This window comes from Microcoleus sp. AT3-D2, from assembly GCF_036705715.1.
Lineage (GTDB): Bacteria > Cyanobacteriota > Cyanobacteriia > Cyanobacteriales > Microcoleaceae > Microcoleus.
Genome location: NZ_JAUBVE010000003.1, coordinates 69,838 through 84,190, shown reverse-complemented (window position 1 = coordinate 84,190; position 14,353 = coordinate 69,838). Strand labels below are relative to the sequence as shown.

At 46.1% G+C, this 14,353-nt stretch carries 16 protein-coding genes; 12 read left to right on the top strand and 4 right to left on the bottom strand.

What is annotated here, in order from left to right; all coding sequences use genetic code 11:
- Positions 1 to 615 precede the first annotated feature (615 nt).
- From QUB44_RS02570 to QUB44_RS02555, 4 genes are all read left to right on the top strand, one after another.
- Complete coding sequence (locus QUB44_RS02570; RefSeq protein WP_333362721.1) at positions 616 to 2,982, top strand: ribonuclease R family protein; 2,367 nt, start codon at positions 616 to 618, stop codon at positions 2,980 to 2,982.
- Between the two features lie 431 nt (positions 2,983 to 3,413).
- Positions 3,414 to 4,031, top strand: coding sequence for a flavin prenyltransferase UbiX (locus QUB44_RS02565; protein ID WP_333362718.1), 618 nt, complete (start codon positions 3,414 to 3,416; stop codon positions 4,029 to 4,031).
- Positions 4,032 to 4,103: 72 nt separating this feature from the next.
- The gene (locus tag QUB44_RS02560) at positions 4,104 to 4,988 is read left to right on the top strand and encodes a LapA family protein (RefSeq protein WP_333362715.1); all 885 of its coding nucleotides are present in this window, start codon (positions 4,104 to 4,106) and stop codon (positions 4,986 to 4,988) included.
- Positions 4,989 to 5,010: 22 nt separating this feature from the next.
- Positions 5,011 to 5,562, top strand: coding sequence for a shikimate kinase (locus QUB44_RS02555; RefSeq protein WP_333362712.1), 552 nt, complete (start codon positions 5,011 to 5,013; stop codon positions 5,560 to 5,562).
- Between the two features lie 950 nt (positions 5,563 to 6,512).
- Here the strand turns inward: QUB44_RS02555 and QUB44_RS02550 are convergent.
- A complete protein-coding gene (locus QUB44_RS02550) occupies positions 6,513 to 6,956 on the bottom strand; it encodes a hypothetical protein (protein ID WP_333362708.1) in 444 nt (147 codons plus the stop codon).
- 65 nt (positions 6,957 to 7,021) lie between these two features.
- Positions 7,022 to 7,426 (bottom strand): NIL domain-containing protein, encoded by a 405-nt coding sequence (locus tag QUB44_RS02545; RefSeq protein WP_006635751.1) that lies wholly within the window; start codon positions 7,424 to 7,426, stop codon positions 7,022 to 7,024.
- 177 nt (positions 7,427 to 7,603) lie between these two features.
- Here QUB44_RS02545 and QUB44_RS02540 point away from each other — a divergent pair, with 177 nt between their 5' ends.
- The 5 genes from QUB44_RS02540 (at position 7,604) to QUB44_RS02520 (ending at position 9,813) form a co-directional block, all read left to right on the top strand.
- The gene (locus tag QUB44_RS02540; RefSeq protein ID WP_333167378.1) at positions 7,604 to 8,206 is read left to right on the top strand and encodes a thioredoxin family protein; all 603 of its coding nucleotides are present in this window, start codon (positions 7,604 to 7,606) and stop codon (positions 8,204 to 8,206) included.
- Between the two features lie 74 nt (positions 8,207 to 8,280).
- A complete protein-coding gene (locus QUB44_RS02535) occupies positions 8,281 to 8,433 on the top strand; it encodes a hypothetical protein (protein ID WP_333362706.1) in 153 nt (50 codons plus the stop codon).
- A gap of 48 nt (positions 8,434 to 8,481) precedes the next feature.
- Positions 8,482 to 8,844: a DUF6972 family protein gene (locus QUB44_RS02530; RefSeq protein WP_333362704.1), complete on the top strand. Its 363-nt coding sequence runs from the start codon at positions 8,482 to 8,484 to the stop codon at positions 8,842 to 8,844.
- A 318-nt stretch (positions 8,845 to 9,162) separates the two neighbouring features.
- Positions 9,163 to 9,495, top strand: a complete 333-nt coding sequence (locus tag QUB44_RS02525) for a Tse2 family ADP-ribosyltransferase toxin (protein ID WP_333362701.1) — start codon at positions 9,163 to 9,165, stop codon at positions 9,493 to 9,495.
- Between the two features lie 81 nt (positions 9,496 to 9,576).
- Positions 9,577 to 9,813: a hypothetical protein gene (locus QUB44_RS02520; RefSeq protein ID WP_333362699.1), complete on the top strand. Its 237-nt coding sequence runs from the start codon at positions 9,577 to 9,579 to the stop codon at positions 9,811 to 9,813.
- A gap of 84 nt (positions 9,814 to 9,897) precedes the next feature.
- Here the strand turns inward: QUB44_RS02520 and QUB44_RS02515 are convergent, their stop codons facing one another.
- Positions 9,898 to 10,215: a hypothetical protein gene (locus tag QUB44_RS02515; protein WP_333362696.1), complete on the bottom strand. Its 318-nt coding sequence runs from the start codon at positions 10,213 to 10,215 to the stop codon at positions 9,898 to 9,900.
- 509 nt (positions 10,216 to 10,724) lie between these two features.
- On the opposite strand from QUB44_RS02515, the gene QUB44_RS02510 reads away from it, so the two are divergent.
- From QUB44_RS02510 to QUB44_RS02500, 3 genes are all read left to right on the top strand, one after another.
- A complete protein-coding gene (locus QUB44_RS02510) occupies positions 10,725 to 12,122 on the top strand; it encodes an NB-ARC domain-containing protein (RefSeq protein ID WP_333362693.1) in 1,398 nt (465 codons plus the stop codon).
- 65 nt (positions 12,123 to 12,187) lie between these two features.
- Positions 12,188 to 12,844: a 5-formyltetrahydrofolate cyclo-ligase gene (locus tag QUB44_RS02505; protein ID WP_333362690.1), complete on the top strand. Its 657-nt coding sequence runs from the start codon at positions 12,188 to 12,190 to the stop codon at positions 12,842 to 12,844.
- Between the two features lie 95 nt (positions 12,845 to 12,939).
- Entirely contained in the window at positions 12,940 to 13,716 is a 777-nt protein-coding gene (locus tag QUB44_RS02500) for a fumarylacetoacetate hydrolase family protein (protein ID WP_333362687.1), read from the top strand.
- A 129-nt stretch (positions 13,717 to 13,845) separates the two neighbouring features.
- Here QUB44_RS02500 and QUB44_RS02495 read toward each other — a convergent pair whose 3' ends face one another.
- Positions 13,846 to 14,316, bottom strand: coding sequence for a Tic20 family protein (locus QUB44_RS02495; RefSeq protein WP_333167387.1), 471 nt, complete (start codon positions 14,314 to 14,316; stop codon positions 13,846 to 13,848).
- Between the last annotated feature and the right edge of the window lie 37 nt (positions 14,317 to 14,353).

The window sequence follows — 14,353 nt, the reverse complement described above, 5'->3', positions numbered from 1 at the left end:
ACAGATTGCTCCCGACCCGCTCGTTGCACCTCTGTCCGCAAGGGCCGATCGCGTGCAAAAAAACAGGGGCATCGCAGCAGCGAGCTACTAGCAATTGTGCCTTAAAGATCCGGTAAATTCTTTGCTAAAGCAAGAAGCAAGAGGCACTTCAAAAGGAAGAAGGAACAAGGCAGAAGGAATAAGGCAGAAGGAAGAAATGCAAATTTTATCCCTCTCCCTCCGTCCATCGGCTCATCCTCGACTCAAGCCGTCGCTTTCAGTATCGAGCCATCTTTTAAGAACCGACAGGGGCTTTCTAATTCGCGAAGTGCTCGGCGCTGCTGACCTAAAAGCAAACAAACCAACGCTAAAAAATTGTATTGGGGAATAGCGTGCGGGACAGTTGTCTGCACCGTCAGCAGTCAGTTCAAGACAGACAGCAGACAATTAGCACCAAGCCGGTGTCGGGAGAGAATCTCAAAAAAACCTCGCGATGAAACAAGGTGGCTGTGCTCGCGTCTCCACCTATTAATCCGCGCATTTGTTGGGAAGCAGGCACTACGAGGGCCCGAGGGGGTGCGGCTGATTTCGCCAAAATTTAGACTAATTGCTGGAAACAAGAGGATCGATCGCTACATGGAATTTTCTATCGCTGCACTGCTGGCAAATTTTACAGAAGACAAATTAGTGGCTCCTAAAGCATTGGAGAAAAAACTCGACTGCAACGACGCCACCAGTCAACTCAAACTTCAAATCGCATTAGAAGCTCTAGAGAAAATTGGCATATTAGTCAAAGACAAAGGCCGCTATCGCCGAGTAGCTGAAGACGACGTAGTAGAAGCAAAACTGCGCTGTTCGAGCAAAGGATTTTGCTTTGCAATTCAAGACGCCGAAGGTTCAGAAGACGTTTATGTGCGGGAAAGTCACCTCTCGACAGCTTGGAATGGCGATCGAGTCTTAGTCAAAATCATCAAAGAAGGTAGCCGCCGCCGATCGCCCGAAGGCGAAGTCATGCTCATCCTCGAACGCGCCAACCCCTCGGTACTAGCGCGAGTCAAGCAAACCGCCACCCCTACCGGCCGCGTCAGCTACAGAGCAATCCCCCTGGACGATCGCCTGTTGTTTGAACTAGACTTGCTCGCAAATGGCACAAATCTCCAAGAGGCGATCGACCACCTAGTACACGTCGAAGTCAAACGCTACCCCCTCGGCACCCATCGCCCAGTCGGCAAAGTAGTACAGGTACTCGGTTCCGACGCCGAAGCCGCTGACGACCTCGACATCGTATGCTGCAAACACGACTTGCCGCGATCGTTCCCCGCCGCCGTCATCAAAGCAGCCGAAAATTTGCCGAGCAAAGTCAAAAAAACCGACATCAAAAAACGCCTAGATTTGCGTAACATTCTGACTGTTAGCTTCAGCAAAAACGAACCGGGAACAAGCAACAGCGAAAACAATGCTCCTCAAGCCCCGGAGGAAAATCTCTCCGAAGGAGGAGGCGAAAACGAGTTTGACCCGACATCCTTCCTCTCCGATCCGCCAGTGGAACGCGCTTTGTCGATCGAAACCCTGAAGCCCGGCCGCTGGCAAATAGGAATCCACATCAGCGACGCCGCCGAGTACGTGCAGCCAGAAACCCCGATCGACCGCGAAGCCCGCAAGCGAGGCACCGCCGCCCATCTGGGAGAAAAAATCATCGCCGTACTGCCAGAAACCCTCAACGAGCGCTGCTCCCTGCTGCCTGACAGCGAACGGCTGACCTTCAGCATACTGCTCACCCTAGATGAATCAGGAGAACTCCTAGAATACGAGATTCAAGCCAGCGTCATTCAAATTGACTACCACCTCACCTACGAGCAAGCTCAAGCAATTCTCGAACCAGGCGATGCCGAAGAGCACCCTTTATCCTCCGCCCTCCGTCCTTTCCTAGATCAACTCGGTGCCGCCTCACAGGCTGCCAGACAGACAAGGCTCAAGCGAGGAGCTTTTGAACTAAATTTGCCCGACGCTAACTCTCACTTCGACGACGAAGGCGAATTAGGAGCTTTTGCAACGGCTCCCCCCGCTCAGTCGGCTGTCTCCGAGTTAGTCGTACTCGCCAACCAAGCTGTCGCCACCCACCTGCAAGCCTTGGGAGTCCCAGCAATTTACCGCGTCCAACCGATGCCAGACCCGGCAGACATTCAAGAGTTCATCAAACTCTCCAACAACCTCGGAGGCGAACTGTATCTCGAAACCGAAGAAGAAGTTTTGCCCTTGGACTTTCAGCGATTTACCCAGCAGTTTGCCGGCCTGAAGTCGGAAAGAGTTCTCACCTACCTGCTTGAAGACACCATGAAGCCCGCTGTTTACAGCACCACTCCCAAGCCACACTTCGGTTTGGGGCTGTCAGAGGGTTACACGCGCTGCACTTCGCCGCTTTCCCGCTACGCCGATTTGCTGGTGCTGCGGGTGTTGCAAGCGGTGTTCGAGCAAGGCCGCAGCAGCCGCACAACACGGGCTAAGGAAAAAGTTGACTTGCACCATTCTTCCTGTCACGGTCAAATTACTTGGAATGTTCTCCCCCCAGATTTGCACCACGAATTTGAGACTGAGTTTGCATCGGTAGTAGTACACCTAACCGAACGCGAAAGAGTTGCTGAGGATGCCGAAAGCGATTTGCAGGGATTGAAGAAAACCGGATTGATGAAAGAACGCACCGGGCAAACTTTCCAGGGTTTGATTACAGGTGTGCAGTCTTACGGTTTCTTTGTGGAAATAGAGGTGCGGCCGCCGGAGAGCGACATCCTGCGAGTTGAGGGATTGGTACACGTTTCTTCGCTCAAGGATGACTGGTACGAATATCGATCGCGCCAGCAAACTCTGGTGGGCCGCAAAAACCGCAATCAGTACCGTTTGGGCGATCGGGTAGAAGTTCAAGTCAAAAGTGTTGACTACTACCGCCAGCAAATTGATTTAGTTGCAGTTGGTGGCGGCAGCCAAGCTTTTGATGATGATGAATAATTTGTTGACAGTTGACAGTTGACAGTTGACGGTTGACAGTTGGCTTTTCTCAATACTTAGTTGTCATTGTCTGGCAACTAAGTATTAAGAAGTGGGCGGGAAACTATACTCAGCAATCATCAATTAATAATTAAGGACTAATATCAAATCCGATAGCATCGTCGGGCGTCAAATCCAGCCAACAGTCAACAATCACGGACGGTGCAACCAGAATTCATATAACTTATCTGCGTGAATCTGTGTTAATTTGCCTATATCTGCGGTGAAAAAAAGAGAATGTATTAACCGCAGATAACAATGGATTGACGCTGATTCACGCAGAGGTCGAAAAGAGATATAGGAAGAATTCTGATGCTAACAAATTTGATATAACAACTAATTACTAACAACAGTCAACAGTCAACAGTCAACCCACAACTAACAAATAACTAATGACGAATAACTACCCCCTAATCGTAGGAGTTACTGGAGCATCGGGACTGATTTATGCGGTGCGAACATTGAAATATTTGTTGGAAGCCGATCGCGCGATCGAACTGGTAGCATCGAAATCTACTTACATGGTTTGGCAAAGCGAACAGAACACTCGAATGCCCGCAGAACCGACGCTACAAGAGGAATTCTGGCGGGAACAAGCAGGAGTAACCACCATGGGTAAACTCCGATGCCATCCCTGGCAAGATGTCGGTGCTAATATTGCTAGTGGCTCCTTTCGTACCCAAGGGATGATGATTATTCCCTGTAGCATGAGTACACTAGGCAAGTTGGCGGCTGGCTTGAGTTCGGATTTGCTCGAAAGAGCGGCCGACGTTCAGCTCAAGGAAGGGCGGAAATTGGTACTCGTGCCTCGCGAAACGCCTTTTAGCTTGATTCACCTGCGGAATTTGACTACCTTGGCGGAAGCTGGAGCTAGAATTGTACCAGCGATTCCTGCTTGGTATCACAATCCGCAAACTATTGAAGATTTGGTAGACTTTGTGGTGGCTCGCGCTTTAGACCAGTTGGGGATTGATTGCGTTCCTCTAAAACGCTGGAAGGAAGAAGAGTAATAATTAGTCATTAGTCATTAGTCATTAGTTATTAGTTATTAATGATTTACAAATTACAAATTAAATTTTGATATGCGTCCTGTTTTTTTGCTTGTGATTGTGGTAGGGCTAACTATTTTTGCCCTGCAAAATGTGGAGCCGGCATTATCGCTGGTGTTTTTGGGAGTTCGATCGCCCGCTTTGCCTTTATCTATCTGGATTCTGCTGAGCATGGCGGTGGGAGCTATCACATCTTTATTGATTTCTGGTTTGCTCGCTTTTTCAAATTATCTATCTCCAAGGCGAGACCGCACCGGCCGCGACAGTCGCAGCAGTCCCGATACTTTCCCAGAGGACATGAGAACGCCTTACACGCCGCCTCCCCCTCCTAGAAAGCTGGAAATTGACCCCGATCTAAATAGGGAAAATAGCCAAACTCAGGCTGCTGCTTCCTACCGAACTGAGGGCGGCACGTCGGCGGATTACAGTACCCGGACTTTCCTGCAAGAAACTCCGAACCCTGATGGGGGGAAGAATTACGCTCCATCAGGGACTTATCAAGCGGCAGACGATGAGGATGATTGGGTCTCAGATGGCTCAAAATCCGGCTCTCAAGGGGGTGATGACGATTGGGGGGACGATCGCGATTTTCCCGATCAACCGCAGGTAAATGATGTTCCACCGGCAAATCCGAGGGCTTACGAAGCTCAGCAGGAACCGAAAAGCAAGTCTTGGGCGGGCTCAGTATACTCTTACGGCTATCGAGATCCGAGCCAGTCTGGGGTGGGGCAAACTGAGTCTGTATACGATGCGGAGTATCGAGTGCTGGTTCCTCCGGGAGGGGAAATTCCTAAACCCGCTGATGAACCACCAATAAATCCTATGGCAGAAGCAGAGGATGATTGGGGATTGGATGAGGGTGATGAGTTTGATGACGAGGATAGCCCCAGTAGCGGATCGATTAACCTGAAAAAATAGAAAAATATCGGAGGATTTGGCAGTGGATGGGTTGAGGGGAGTAAATATCTATCTTGTCGGGATGATGGGTGCGGGAAAAACAACGGTGGGGCGGATTTTGGCAAGAAAATTAAAATACCGTTTTTTTGATACTGATGAACTAATTGTTCGAGTTGCTAATCAGTCAATTGCTGAGATTTTCGATCGAGAAGGGGAAGAGGCTTTTCGGGAACTAGAAAGTAAAGTGCTTGGGGAGTTGTCTGCGTATCAAAATTCGGTCGTGGCTACGGGCGGCGGTATTGTGACGCGATCGATGAATTGGGGTTACTTGCACTACGGTGTAGTGGTTTGGCTGGATGTGCCTGTAGATCAATTGTACGATCGACTGCGTTCGGACACAGCTCGACCCTTACTGCAGGAGGGCGAGATCAAATCTAAGCTGCAAAGTCTTTTGAAAGAGCGAGAGCGTTTCTACACTCAAGCAGATGTCCGAGTCTCTGCTGGTGTGGGTGAAAGACCTGAAGCAGTGGCGACTAGGGCGATCGAGGAAATCCAAAAAGTTATTAAACCAGAAACCGGGCCCGATCTCAATTAATACACTCAGAAACCGGGTTTGTCATAAAATAACAGGTTTCTGAGGACTTTTGGTATTAGTTCCCAAAAATAATGCAACCCTACGCAAGCTCCAAACCACCAGCTTCATCAGTCATTCCCCCAATCTAAAATCTAAAATCTAAAATCTAAAATGGTATGACTTCGGTGAAAATACTGGTTTTTGTCTAAGTGTGTCCGTTTAACCACCGAATATTTTGCAATCCACCGGGTTTGACTGGATGTGAGGCGTAACTTTTCTAATTATGAGGATGTGGCAATGCGGAGATTTTATACAAGAACTAATGGCAGACTCATCTGATGCGTTAAAGTCGGCTATTGAGTTCTCCCTAAAAATAAAATGGCCCCACCGCTGAAGGGCTGTAGGGCGCAAGGACAGTTAAACGCTAACTTGATTGTCGGGAAATTTAGCATCAATGCTACCCTCCTATGTGACGATTTTACGATCGTCCATTCACTCATCAATTTTCCGGTATCAAAAAATGTAACCCAGCACCGATCAAATTCAACCTGCTCTATTCTAAAAACAATACCTCATGCATTCTGACGAGCAGCTCTCTCAAGCTGCTTTTTTATTGCGATAAGTTTTTGGCTGCGGGACTTGCGGCCTCTTGGCAATAACATTTTGAGAAACAGTCGCTACAGTTCAATACTGCCCTAGGGGTTTTCAGTTATACTCCAGGTTTGTCGGTAAGTGGTAATGGGTAATTAGTAATTGGGAATTAGTAACGCGCAACGGGGAATCGGCAATTGAGATGCTGTACCTCACCCGGCTTGAAAACTGCTATGATTAAGGTACGGAACGGGGAATTAATCCGGGGGTGGAGGATTGAAAAAAAATAAGCTGTATTTATTGATGGGCGATCTGATAGTTTTCGGCTAAATATCCGTTGCGAGTTATAGAATTTGGTTGGATGAATTTCCCGTTCCTCATTAAGAGAATACGAGCCTGCCTGTCCTTGACCAAAACTCGATCGCTCCGCCCAACCCCACACCAGTTAAAGAAATGGTAGCTAATACCGCAAAAGCCCGCCAATTTTTCCAACCCGACATTTGAATATCGAGTCTTGCCAAAGCTCCGGCTGAAATCAAGACTAAACAAGTAGCAAAAAGGTGCATCCAAGCAATAACTACTACTGCCACAAAAGCTCCTACAATAATAGAAATAAAAGCACCCAGATCACTCGAAAATAACCCCATAATTAAGGATTTTGTGTTGCTCAACGGGAACGACAAGGCGGCAGCCAACACTAAAATTGAAGCTATGGCTAGAAACCAAGTCAGGTGCGGGGGAACATCAAACTCAGATAATTTCCAGCCAAAAGTGAAATAAGTAACAAAAAGTAGAGTTAGGGAAACCCAAGAGTTTTTTTTCATCCAATGGCACAATTAGGAGAATCCTGCAAAAAAAAGATCATGATCCAGAGGAGTTTTTACAGGGGCTAGAGGTTAGTAGAAATAGCTTGCACCGGACAGGTAGGGATGCACTGCTCGCAAACGATACACCGCGATCGAGCAAAACTTAGTTTAAAGCTTTCTGGGTCAAGGGTCAAGGCTTCTGTCGGGCAAACCCCCGTACATAAACCGCAGTGAACGCAGATATCTTCGTCTATGAGTATTTCCCGACTGGCTAGGGAAACGCCGATGTTTTGCGATCGCATCCAGTCGATCGCCGCTTCTAGTTGGTCGATGTCCCCTGATAACTCTAGCACCAGCTTGCCCACTTGATTGGGAGCCACCTGAGCACGGATAATGTTGGCGGCAACATTAAAATCCTTTGCCAGTCGATAGGTGACAGGCATTTGGATTGATCGTTGGGGAAACGTCAGTGTTACCCGTTTTTTCACCCTGCAAGTCCTCGGTAATTTATAAACAATCTTTGTTATCTTATGTTTTAGCGCACTTGGCCTAATTCTGGCCTCTTCAAAAATTTTTATGAGATTGGTCTGATTATCTCAAAATGTGGTATAATCTGAATTTATTATTTAAAATACAAACATCGAAATAAAACTGCAATATATTTTATGACCCAGAATTCCCCCAAGTCAACTGTTGCCCCCGCCGCCAAAAATCCCGAAACAAAAGTCGCCACGCGCCTCAGAAACTTATTGATCGTGTTAACCGCGATCGCCCTTTCAATATCGATCTTCTTCGGGCTGCAAACCCAAACGCCGTCAAGCAGTCTCACCGACATGGCAAAAGCTTCAACGCCATTAGAAACAGCTTTGGTAAATGGCAAACCGACACTCATGGAATTTTATGCTAATTGGTGCGGTAGCTGTCAGGCAATGGCTAAAGATCTGAGCGAAATAAAACAGAAATACGCCGAACCGATGAATTTTGTGATGCTGAATGTAGACAATGACAAATGGCTGCCAGAAATCACCAAATATCGAGTAGATGGCATTCCGCACTTTGTCTATTTGAACGATAAAGGCAGCGCCGTTGCGGAAACGATGGGCGAAATGCCGCGCAGTATTATGGAAGCTAACTTAGAAGCTTTAATTGCAGGAAAACCTCTGCCACACGCCCAAGCTGGCGGTCAAGTTTCTAATTTTACTCCCCCCACAGGGCCTGTGAAAACAAGTAGCTCCGACCCCCGCGCCCACGGCTCTCAAGTACAGTAAATGAAGTCATTAGTCAGTTGTCAGTAGTCAGTAGGAATAAGAGGGGTTGCTGTTTAGGGTATGAAAAGCTAAATATGCCAGTCATAGAAACCAGTATTGACAAAGCTTGGGGATTTTCAACTTATTTTTTTCATACCCTGATTAAGCAACGACAAAATGAGAGCGATCGCCCTTTTTTGACTGTAGGGCGATCGCTCCTCAATTCAAGTCAGGGCGATCGCTCTTGATGTAAGGTGATGGTAAACTGAATTGCAAGTATCCTATATGATTAGTTAATGAGTGGCATTAACCGCGAACTAACACCAGACCCAAGAACCAGTTTATTTGACAAACATCTTCCAGAAACGCCACAGGTAGAAAGACTGCTGAGAAAAGAAGGAAAAGCTCATGTATTTAATGACAGAGCCACAATGGATTTAGCGATACAAGCTATTATAGATAGAGGAGAGCTTACAGGGATTGAGGATGAAATCGATGACTACGATCGCTACGGGTTATACTTTGATTATCTTATAGGTTATCAAATCAGAGCCGACGGCAGTCGCATTCCGCTGTATTACGCAGAAATTAAAATCATCAAAGGAACCGATAATTACCATATTATCCCCCGCACAAAACCTCGTCGAACATATCAATGATTGGGAATTTATCGAGTTGTGGGTAGATCCGATTGTTTTCCCGCCTCGGATTCTGATGTTAGTGGGTGGCAAAAATAGTAAGTGTGGTATTTACGAGCCCTCGGCGAATTATAAACCGCTGTTTTTAAGTTCAAGTTACGATGAGGCTCACTCGTGGCTAGTGGAAGATGAATATGAGCGAGTTGATGGTAGGCTTTTAGCCTCGGAAATAGTTTGAGTCAATAAAATGAGGGCGATCGCACTTTAATTTAGGGAAAAGAGTGATGGCGATCGCAAATTGCGGTCAATTATACATAGCTGAAAATTTTCGCTCAAAGCATGGCAAAAACACCGCTCAATCTATATCGACAGGGCAACGCTAATTCAGCTAGAATGGATAATGTCCGGCCAAACAAAGATGTTGCTACCTATGAAGAAAATGGTCAAGTTTGGGTGGATGCTACTTTAGGAGGTGGGATTTCGACATTTGCCACTCAAAGAAGCGGAAAAAACTGGTGGAAGTTAGATGGGGGGACTTACATTCTAGGCGAACTCGATTTAGTTAATGACCACAACGATCATTGGCTGTGGAAACCGAGTTACACAATGCCGATAGAGCAATACAAAGAGGCTCTTCGACTGACAGGTGCATCTTTTAACAAAGTGAGTTAACGTTTTCAAACATGGGCAGCTTGGAAGGTGGCTGGGTTAGCATATTTTGAATAGATTAGAAAAGTTAAAAAGGAGGTTGAGATGATTTTATCTTTTAAGGATCTACAGTTTATTATTGAAGCTATTGAGTTTCGGATCGAGGCATACAAAGAACGTCTGAATGATGAAGAGTTGGATGAGGATGAAGAATCAGATATCGGCAATGATTGCGGTTTTTTAGAAGCACTCCGCCAAGATTTGGTGAAAGCTATTAAGGATGGCAATCTGCCTAAAATAGCAGAATCTTCTGAAGGTTTATATCAAGAAGTGAGAAAATAATGAGAGCGATCGTTATTCGATTTGAAGGGAGGGAGAAGGGGCGATCGCACCTCAGTTAAGGAAGGGCGATCGCTTTTGATATATTTAAAAGGCCAGCAAGAAAGCGCCGATCATTTGTAAGATATGGATGACAGCCTCAATAGATAATCCCAGTGAGCCTGCCAAGGAGCCGATCGCCGTCGCTATTTCAGTAACACCCGCACCTGAACTGATTAAAGCTATCAACTGGCTAATAATTTCAACAACAGCGGGTACGCTAGTAACCAAGCCAAACAGAGCCGCAACAGAAACAGCTCCGACATTGAGAGCTTCGAGTAGTCCCGTTAGCTGCGCGATCGCGTCTGGGCCTTGGGTGTGAATGTAATCTAAAATTTGTGTGATTGCTGCTACGAGTGCATCCATGCTTATTTCCTTTTAGGGTCAAATACCTACGATAAATCAATACTCTGAGTCAACTAGCTGAAAAAGCAGTTCAAAAAATAGTCGGATTATTTCCAACCCACTCAAATCATTTCTCATATCGATACGAAGCCAAAAAAACAACTATTTATTAGCTTTAACCCGTAATTTTTCTCACAATTCTTCTATGCTTATCAATGACATCAGCAACCTCTTTGACTGTCTCCTTTTGTTCTTGCGACAGGGGACATTTCAGCTTTGGTTCTTTTTTGGGTTCGTTAGCCATGAGCTTAACACTCCAATGTTTTGCTATATTTTATTAGCGGAAAGTTCTCGCTTATCTTTGGATAATATCATTATATTTATAGTGATGTCCAGTCAGAAAACGTCAGAAAATGTAAGTAGTTGTACCTGACGCTAACTGTCAAAAAAAGTCAAATGTTGTCATCCGTGTCAGAAAATGTCAGAAAATAGCAGGTATAATAGGCCAAACCCCTAAACTTAACTCACCGATGGACGTTAAAGAAGTCTTGAGATTTGCCGATGACCTGGTTTTCGCTAACACGGGAGAACATTTGGAGGATCTGCAAGAAGCTATCCTGGGAGGTGTATGGGAAGGTCAAAAATACTCTCAAATCGCAGAAGCATCGCATTGTAGCGAAGGTCACGTCAGGAATGTAGCTTCAAAATTATGGAAGCGTTTATCAACTGTCTTAGGTGAAGAAGTTACTCCATCGAATTTACGAGCGGCACTTGAGAGACGGCAATTATTCATCGTATCATCAAATTTTGGGAATGATTTTCTACACATTGGTAACGTCAATGTTTGTACAGATACCCAAGCTTCAGAAATGCCCAAAACCCGATCGCCCTCAACCCCCACATCAGACACATCCAAACCCCAAACCCGACTAGACTTAGCAGACGCACCTCATATTTCATTATTGTGCGATCGCACATCCGAACTCGCCACCCTGGAAAAATGGATCGTCCAAGAAAAGTGCACCCTCGCAGCAATATTAGGAATTAGCGGTATTGGCAAAACCGCACTTTCCCTCCACCTCATCCAAAAAAATCAGCATAACTTTGAATACGTCATCTGGCGAAGTCTCCGCCACTCCCCACCCTTAGAAACTACCCTAAAAAATCTCCTAGAATTTCTCTTAAATAAACCAGAAATCGAACTCCCTAGCAGCATCCCCGATCGACTTTCCCTGTTAATGGAATTTCTGCGAAAAAACCGCTGTCTTATTATCCTCGACGAGGTGCAAACCATTCTCAGCAGCGGACACTTAGCAGGAAATTACCGCCCAGAATGCGAAAATTACAGCATCCTCTTCAGACTAATCGGAGAAACAACCCACAACAGTTGTTTAATCCTCAACAGTTGGGAACCACCCAGAGAAATTACCGCGTTAAAAGGAGAAAAATTACCAGTTCGCAGCTTACAGCTCAAAGGCATAGGTGCAGCAGCAGCCGAAATTTTCAGACAAAAAAGTTTACTCAATCCCGAAAAATGGGAAAACCTAATTAACACCTACCGAGGTAATCCATTGTGGTTGAAAATAGTCGCCACCACTATTCAAGAAATATTCCGAGGTAGGGTTGCAGAATTTTTGAAATATGATATGCTGTTTTTAGGGGAAGAATTGGCAGCAACATTGCACCCGCAGATAAATCGTTTGTCAGAATTAGAGCAAAACCTCATCTGCCGCCTCAGCCGCGAAGCAAATTCAGTTTCAATAGAGCAATTGCTACAAGATGCCGATTTATCGCCCTCCGACTTATTCAACGGGCTGCAATCTTTGGGGAGGCGATCGTTAGTTGAAATAGAAGAACAGGAGAATGAAACGCTATTCAGCGTTTGTCCTGTGGTGAGACAATATTTAATATCAAATCCAGTTAATTAGCCCCGCTATCTCTAGGGAGACGGCAATGCCCTGTCCCTACCCGCAGCGATGATTTAATATGAGATATGAATACTGCTGAACCTTCATTAACTAAAACAGAATTAAGAAAATCGCTCCTCAACACTCGCAAATCCCTATCAGCACAAGAATGGAGACAAAAGAGCGCGAGACTCTGCAACCGCCTGCAAAACTCACCCCTATTCACCCAAGCAAAAACAATCCTCGCCTACTTCAGTAGTCGCCAAGAACCAGATTTAAGTCCCCTATTTACATCTTGTGTGGAGGAGGCATCTTGCCTGCTCAATTCTGGAGACAGGCAAGACGCCTGTCCCACAAATACCATTCCCACCCCTAAAAAATGGGGATTTCCCCGCTGTGTCGGCAAAGAGCTATCCTGGCACATCTGGCAGCCCGGAGATGCTTTACATACTGGAGCTTATGGCATACTCGAACCCCTGCCCGATGCTCCTAAAATAGACCACTCAGAAGTAGATTTAATGCTCGTACCCGCAGTAGGCTGCGATGTTCGCGGCTATCGCTTGGGCTACGGCGGCGGCTATTACGACAGAATGCTCAGTTTAGCTGAGTGGGAATCAAAAATTGCGATCGGCATTATCTTTGAATTTTCCTTGCTCGCCCAACTACCATTTGACTCCTGGGATCTACCGCTGCACGGCATTTGTACAGAAAGCGGTTGCAAAAGTGCACAGCGAAAATCTTAAACGGGCATAAACAAATTAATTTTCCGCAATTATGCCTATATCCTCTTAATCTAGAATCTAGAATCTAAAATCTAAAATCTAAAATCTAAAATAGTATGGCCCAGCGCTACGTTCGAGTAAAAACAACACAAGGACACATCCATTACGGTTTACTGCAACTCAGCCACAGCGTTCAAGTATTTGATGCACCTCCCTGGTTAAAAGGACAACCAACCGATTTGGAACTTTCACCAGATACTTACCAAATTCTCGCCCCGTGCTCTCCCTCAAAAATTGTAGCCGTAGGCAAAAATTATGTCGATCACGCCGCCGAGATGGGCACCCCAGTACCGGAAGAACCCCTGCTGTTTTTCAAGCCTCCGAGTGCTGTCATCCCCGCAGGTGCAGCGATTCGCTATCCGCAGCAGTCGGAAAGGGTAGACTACGAGGGAGAATTAGCCTTGGTAATTGGCGAACATTGTACCAACTGCACTCCCGAACAAGCACACAGCAAAATTTGGGGCTATACGATCGCCAATGACGTAACAGCCAGAGATTTGCAAAAGCGGGACAACCAGTGGGCCAGGGCCAAAGGGTTCGATACATTTTGTCCCTTGGGGCCTTGGATTGTCCGCGAACTGAGTCCTGCTGCACAGTTGCAGACTTTTGTCAATGAGAGCGAGCGACCGGTACAGTCATCCCAGATCGATCGCATGGTATTTTCGCCAGACTTTCTCGTCTCCTACATCAGTCAAATAATGACCCTAATTCCCGGCGATGTGATACTGACTGGAACGCCGCAAGGAGTAGGGCCGCTACAAATAGGCGATCGAGTCCGCATTGAAATTGAAGGCATCGGCAGTCTTGAAAATACAGTAGTTATTGGTTATTAGTTTTTGGGCATTGGGCATTGGGCATTGGGCATTGGGCATTGGGCATTAGAACCAACACATAATAACCAACTAACAACTGCCAACTGCCAACTGTCAACTGACAACTGTCAACTGTCAACTGCCAATTGACTAACGAACCTGCATATAAACAGCATCCGAAAGCGGAGGAATCTCTGCATAGCGTCCCAAGAGCGACTGCACGACTGCATAGACAAATGCAGCAAAAGCGCCCAAAAACACCATGTTATACAGAGTTTCCGCAATAAATGCGACTTGGGGACCATCAAAAATCGGCAAAACCAGACGGCACAGCATCAAAACAATGTCTAAAAGAATTGCCTGCATCGCATTAAAACGAATGAAGTGACTGATGTTTTCGTTTCTAACTACTCCTAAATACAGGGCAAAGAAGATAATCAGGCTAGCTAATGGCAAACTATAAATTTGCATCAAGGGAGCTAGCGGTATCAACAACAGTTGCAGGACAGGAAACTGTGTAAACAGAAACCTGCCAAACCACAGCCCGTCAATCAGCGGGAGCAAATAAGGCAAAGAAGCAAAAATCCGGTCTGGAACAGTTGTAGATCCGCGCCAAGTCATAATGAACTCTCCTGAGTCGATCGATTAACTATTAATT

What these genes read in the sequence shown, in the direction of transcription:
- QUB44_RS02515 (WP_333362696.1), bottom strand. Translation starts at nt 10,215, where the DNA reads ATGGATGCACTCGTAGCAGCAATCACACAAATTTTAGATTACATTCAC.
- QUB44_RS02500 (WP_333362687.1), top strand. Translation starts at nt 12,940, where the DNA reads ATGGCCCAGCGCTACGTTCGAGTAAAAACAACACAAGGACACATCCAT.
- QUB44_RS02495 (WP_333167387.1), bottom strand. Translation starts at nt 14,316, where the DNA reads ATGACTTGGCGCGGATCTACAACTGTTCCAGACCGGATTTTTGCTTCT.
- QUB44_RS02560 (WP_333362715.1), top strand. Translation starts at nt 4,104, where the DNA reads ATGCGTCCTGTTTTTTTGCTTGTGATTGTGGTAGGGCTAACTATTTTT.
- QUB44_RS02570 (WP_333362721.1), top strand. Translation starts at nt 616, where the DNA reads ATGGAATTTTCTATCGCTGCACTGCTGGCAAATTTTACAGAAGACAAA.
- QUB44_RS02540 (WP_333167378.1), top strand. Translation starts at nt 7,604, where the DNA reads ATGACCCAGAATTCCCCCAAGTCAACTGTTGCCCCCGCCGCCAAAAAT.
- QUB44_RS02525 (WP_333362701.1), top strand. Translation starts at nt 9,163, where the DNA reads ATGGCAAAAACACCGCTCAATCTATATCGACAGGGCAACGCTAATTCA.
- QUB44_RS02565 (WP_333362718.1), top strand. Translation starts at nt 3,414, where the DNA reads ATGACGAATAACTACCCCCTAATCGTAGGAGTTACTGGAGCATCGGGA.
- QUB44_RS02505 (WP_333362690.1), top strand. Translation starts at nt 12,188, where the DNA reads ATGAATACTGCTGAACCTTCATTAACTAAAACAGAATTAAGAAAATCG.
- QUB44_RS02520 (WP_333362699.1), top strand. Translation starts at nt 9,577, where the DNA reads ATGATTTTATCTTTTAAGGATCTACAGTTTATTATTGAAGCTATTGAG.
- QUB44_RS02550 (WP_333362708.1), bottom strand. Translation starts at nt 6,956, where the DNA reads ATGAAAAAAAACTCTTGGGTTTCCCTAACTCTACTTTTTGTTACTTAT.
- QUB44_RS02535 (WP_333362706.1), top strand. Translation starts at nt 8,281, where the DNA reads ATGCCAGTCATAGAAACCAGTATTGACAAAGCTTGGGGATTTTCAACT.
- QUB44_RS02510 (WP_333362693.1), top strand. Translation starts at nt 10,725, where the DNA reads ATGGACGTTAAAGAAGTCTTGAGATTTGCCGATGACCTGGTTTTCGCT.
- QUB44_RS02530 (WP_333362704.1), top strand. Translation starts at nt 8,482, where the DNA reads ATGAGTGGCATTAACCGCGAACTAACACCAGACCCAAGAACCAGTTTA.